At 64.3% G+C, this 4,920-nt stretch carries 4 protein-coding genes; 1 reads left to right on the top strand and 3 read right to left on the bottom strand.

Annotated elements, in window-relative coordinates:
• Window positions 1-266: 266 nt before the first annotated feature.
• From BT98_RS0119945 to BT98_RS27455, 3 genes are all read right to left on the bottom strand, one after another.
• Window positions 267-1,631 carry a hypothetical protein gene (locus tag BT98_RS0119945; RefSeq protein WP_026033621.1) on the bottom strand — a complete coding sequence of 455 codons (1,365 nt, stop codon included), beginning with the start codon at window positions 1,629-1,631 and terminating at the stop codon, window positions 267-269.
• A 243-nt stretch (window positions 1,632-1,874) separates the two neighbouring features.
• The gene (locus BT98_RS25315; protein ID WP_019463445.1) at window positions 1,875-2,426 is read right to left on the bottom strand and encodes a PIN domain-containing protein; all 552 of its coding nucleotides are present in this window, start codon (window positions 2,424-2,426) and stop codon (window positions 1,875-1,877) included.
• A 17-nt stretch (window positions 2,427-2,443) separates the two neighbouring features.
• A complete protein-coding gene (locus BT98_RS27455) occupies window positions 2,444-2,794 on the bottom strand; it encodes a hypothetical protein (RefSeq protein ID WP_037251800.1) in 351 nt (116 codons plus the stop codon).
• Window positions 2,795-3,792: 998 nt separating this feature from the next.
• Here BT98_RS27455 and BT98_RS0119930 point away from each other — a divergent pair.
• The gene (locus BT98_RS0119930) at window positions 3,793-4,737 is read left to right on the top strand and encodes a hypothetical protein (protein ID WP_237719434.1); all 945 of its coding nucleotides are present in this window, start codon (window positions 3,793-3,795) and stop codon (window positions 4,735-4,737) included.
• Window positions 4,738-4,920 lie beyond the last annotated feature (183 nt).

The following is a 4,920-nucleotide window of genomic DNA, read 5'->3' as shown; positions in this document are numbered from 1 at the left end:
CAGCGGCTCAATCGCCGCCCAGAGATCATCAGAAACCAAAGGCTTCGCCATGCCCACAGAAACGCATCATACCGGGTTTAGTTAGGCGCTCTTAGGCTGCCTTGGCCGAGATGCAGGCCGCGCAGCTTCAGCCCTTCCGGCAGCGTGAGCGTGACGCGGCGCGGGACGTAGTCGTCGAGGAAGTTTGTCATCTTGCTTTCAGTAGACGAGGTGCGGAGGAGGCGGATGCGCGCGACGCCCTGGCAAGGGCGCCGCGCAGCAGCGCGTTAGGCCGCGGCCCGGCTTTCCTTCAGCAGCGCCGTCTCGAACTGGCTGACCGCGAAGCCGTAGGAGGCCTCGTTCTTGCCGAGCTTCTGTGGATCAAAGCGGGACATCTCCAGGACGAGCTTATAGTTCTGCGCGATGTCCTTCAGATTCCGGTCGAGGAAGCTGGTCGGATCAGTGCACCAGACGACCTTTCCGTCCTTCACCGTCATCAAAGCACGCAGGCCCCAGACCAGCGGCATGATCAGGCCGTCCGGGTAGCTGTAGTCCACCTCCTGCTCGGTGAAGTGCGTCTCCGGCTGAGTGCGCATGTACTTGCGGTTCTTATCGGCCTTCTTCATCGGGTCGTACATGCGCACGATACCAATGCGGCCGAAGTGGCCGCCGGCCGTGTTGTAGGCAGCCGGAAAGTCCGTGTAGATCTTGTCGTATAGCGCCGGCAGATCGCCGAGCACGGCGATCGCGCTGCGGACGGCCTCGTTGTTCAGCGCGTGTAGCGGCCCGTCGGCCGCGCGGGTCGAGACATTTGCGTTGCTCATCAGGTCGTCGAAGAGCTTCGCGCACTCACCCTTGTTGCGATAGATGTTCTGCGGCGCAGGCGCCTTGACCGGCAGGCTGGGCAGCAGCGACAGTGGGATCCATGCGAGAGCGACAATATCGCGCACCTTTACGTCACCGCCCGCCATGTTGGACTTCCATTCAATGCGGTCGCGGACGTTCGGCGGCAAGGCGGACTTGATCGCGTCGTAGAAGCCTTTCTGGTTGGCCTTCGTTTCCAGCGTCAACTCCGCATTGTTGTTGCGGGCAGCGCAGATCTCAAGCAGCTCGGAGCGAAAGTCCAAGATTATGGCGTCATCTTCGAGGTCGGCGGGCACCAGGACTTCCACGGGGACGAGGAAGTTGAGTTCGTCACGCACCGCCTCGATCGCATCACGGCTGGCCCGCCAAGCGTCCTTGAAGGTCTCCCAGTTCTTGATCTTCTTCGTGGCCTTCTCGTCGTTCAGCGCGGTGGTCAGGATATGCGTGCCGATCCCGAGCATGTTATGGCCGCCGTCCAGAATGCCTTCCGTCGTCGGGTCAGCGAAGCGAACCTCATATCGCTGACGCTGGAGCGCCTCATATTCCGACGATCCGATCAGCACACCTTTAGTCTTGAACGGAAAGATGTCGGGATCGCGCTTAATGCTCTCCACGATAGCCTCAGTAACTTGACCCCACTTGGCAGAGCGCGGGTTGGCGTCGAGGTCTACTGCGTCGAACAGCGTCAACAGGCTCTTTGCCTGGACGAAGCCGACGAGGCGCTTCACAGAGCCATGGGTTTGCTCCGCGACATGCTCGTACTTGATGATGATCTTGCTGGGCTTCATAGCCGGCCTCCTTTAGATGAGGAGAACCGGATCCGGCACGGGCTTCCCTTATAGGACAGCACGACCTCCGCAGCGCAAGCCGCTTGGACCGAACTAGCCACCATCCGGCGGCAACCAACACCAGAACCGCTTCTCAGGGTTCTTCGCAGCTCCTTCTCAGGAGCGTTTTGATCATCACGCGAGAGAATATGCAGAGTCAACAATCTTAAGCGCCATCAGGAGGCCTAACGACGTTTGGCCTCCTTACAGACGCTCGATGGACGCCAGCGTCGGGACTCCGGCGCGTAGCCAGTCGCAAGCCTGGTCAGGATGGGCGATGACGAGGGCAGCCCGACCGGGGCGCGGGTAAAGCCGGACCCGGGCCCCATCTCCTACCTTGCGGATGTCGTCCGCCTCGAAGTCCGCCATGTTGGCGGTAACCAGCAGGTCGGCCTCGCCGGCAACGGCCACCTCCAGCACGTGCCGGTCCTCCTCGTCGCGAAGGGGGTACACACCTCCGCCTATGAGCGCATGCGGGTGGTCTCCAGCCGGCCCCAACGAAGCCAGGCTGCCGATCGCACGCACCAACGTTTCCGCCGCGTCCGCCTCAACCTGGAACTCGCGCACCAGGACCAGTGCCAGACGATCCAGCATCCCCAGCGACACCACGAGTTGCAAGGGCCCGGCCGGACAGGCGCCGGACCGCACCGCGTCGGCAAGCCAGGGCGAGCTGCCACCCCGCCGCCCTCGCCGGGTGCCCAGGAAGTCCGCGACCCAGACATTGAGGTCGAGACAGACGCGAAGGAGATCCTTCACCGGACCTGCAACCGGTATCAGCGCGGCGTCGTGGTAGCCCGCACCGCCTCGGCCAGGATGTCCTCGTCGCTCTCCAGGGCATCCTCGTGCTGGATTCGCATCGTTTCCGCCACTCGCCGCCGGGCGACCTCGTATTGGGTGGAGACCACGGTCCGGGCGATGGCGCGCAACAGGTTGTGGCGGTCGTCCGGGGTGCCCAGTGCCTCGATGTCACGCAGGGCGGCGCGTACAGTACCCGGCAGGTCGAGGTAGAGCTTCAGCGAAGCGGCTGTGAGCTGGGACGGTGTCCGTCCCTCGCGGGCAGCGATGCCGCGCAGCTTGGATACCGTCTCGGCATCGGCGTGCGCGGAGATGGACTGGCCTGCCATGATCGACACCATAGAACCTACAGGTTCCATAGATGATCCCTTCGGTCGTCCTGGGCAAGCCTTCTCCAGGAGTTCCGGCAAAGGGGGTCGCGAGACGCCTGCCTGTCGCCAACGGTCCTTGACGCAATGCTGGCAGCCCCTGGCAGGATAGAGCCATTCTGCGGAGGGTCAGGCCCCCTGCCCTCTTCCCCACTCCCCAAGCGGAATGAGCATGCCCGCCTCATGCGGATTTCCTGGGGCGCCCTCCGCTGGTGCCATTGGCTCGCGCCGTCGCCGCTTTCGCGAGCGACGTGGCTCGTCAGCCTGCCCGGCCATGAAGGCCCTGGTGCCGACAGCCCCGCCATGAGCCCGATGCGCCCGCGCCGGGCTCGCCGCTGCAGAGGCGCGGGGACGGCGAGGTGGGCGTGAGCCCGTTGTCACCGCCGAGAAGCTTCGCCGTGCCCGCGACCTCGTCGCCAAGGGCCTGACCGTGCGCGACGCGGCGGTGTGCCTGAAGATCGGCAAGACCACCCTCTACGCTACACTCAAGCTGCCCATCTCCTGAGTTGCCCGTTTGTTCGCGAGAGCCGGACACTCAGCGCACTTTCGTGTCCTGACTCCTACAAGATCCTGCTGTCGGTCCTGGCACGCCCTGTCAGCTTTGTCTTCTCCCAAGCCTTTTCTTTATCCCCGCGCGATTACGTCGAAAACCAATCCCGAACAACGACTTGCGGATCGGCCGGGGTCCCAGCAGGCTTCAGGCGGTCATGGGCAGCCCGTTGTCCACAGCGGCTGTCCACAGGCAGCGTCTAAAACAGAGTCTAATAAGATAAAGTCTATGGCGATTTTCTCCTTCCGAATCAGGGCGTTGTCAGGCGTTCATCCCCGCGCGATTCCCGTTCATCCCCGCGCGATTCCCGTCTATACCCGCGCGATTCCCATTTTGGGCTGGCCGTCCACAGGCGGAACGGCTATTCGTCCACAAGGGCAGGAATGCCGGGGGTAGAATGGTCGGGGGTTTGACCGAGGCGGAGCAGGCGAGACTGGAGCGGCTGGCGCGCACGCGCCAGAACACCCGCGGACGCCGCCAGCCCGCCGTCATGCCCTCGAAGCTGGCCAGGACCAGCGCCTTCGCGCCGCGGCGCCACGGCCTCTCTGCCGACGCGGACTTCGTCAGGGTGTACGTCGTGCGACCCCACGCCGTCGTAGAGGTCCGAGGTCGGGAACTGGGCACCCGGCATCGCGACGCGCTCATGGCGCTGTTCAGACTGCGCGCGAAAAGGTTCGAGACCGTCGGCCTGAATGGCGGCACCGCCGCCGTCTACCGGACGACGACGACTTGGCGAGAGATCCTGCTCGCGTCCGGCGTTACCGCCCATGTGAACAATCTTCTTACCGCCTTGCGGGTGTTCGAGGAGTTGAGGAGCGTCACCGTGCGCGTGTTCACCGGTTCCTTCGACGCCTACGAGGCGGCCGTGGCCAAGGGACGTTTGACGTCCGCCGGATGGTCGGACGGGATCATCGGCGCCATCGAGTGGTCGGGCGTGAACTTGGATTCCGAGGTGTCCGTCGCATACGGCGAGTGGGTGAAGAGGACGTTCGAGGAAAAGCACCTCGTCTCGCTCTCTGCCGATATCTACTTCAAGCTCAAGGGCGACTTCGCCCGCGCATGGTGGCCCTACATTGACAGCCAGCCAGCCCACACGTGGCTGGCCCTAGAGACGCTCGCCGAGCTCGTCGGACGGGACTACGCCGCCGAGGACAGCAAGCGGCGCGCCCGCTTCCGTGAGGACGTGGTGTCGGCCTTCGGCGAGATGGAGAAGGCAGGCGGCCTGGGGAGCTGGCGCATGGAAGCGCGCGGGCCCGGCCGGACGAAGTCGTATAGGGTCCACTACACCCACGGCCTGCCGCGCGCCGTAGAGCAAGGTGCCCTGGAGCTGGAGCAGCCCACCACGGTGGAATAGGCCTTGGCGCACCGATGTGACGGTCGCGCGGCTGGAGCTGCTGGTTGGACGCGCATCGGAGGCCTTCTGGATCAACTGGGGCGGCGAGCCGTTGGGAGCGCGCGGCCTGGAGAAGCGGATCCGCTGGCATTGTCACGTTGTTTGGGGACCGAGCAAGTTTGACCGCGAGGCGGAGTTTGCGTG

This window comes from Roseomonas mucosa ATCC BAA-692, from assembly GCF_000622225.1.
GTDB classification, from domain to species: Bacteria; Pseudomonadota; Alphaproteobacteria; order Acetobacterales; family Acetobacteraceae; genus Roseomonas; species Roseomonas mucosa.
This window is presented reverse-complemented; position numbering and strand designations above follow the sequence as displayed.

Excerpts from the sequence above, each read along its gene's own strand:
- BT98_RS0119945 (WP_026033621.1), bottom strand. The coding sequence starts at position 1,631 with ATGAAGCCCAGCAAGATCATCATCAAGTACGAGCATGTCGCGGAGCAA.
- BT98_RS27455 (WP_037251800.1), bottom strand. The coding sequence starts at position 2,794 with ATGGCAGGCCAGTCCATCTCCGCGCACGCCGATGCCGAGACGGTATCC.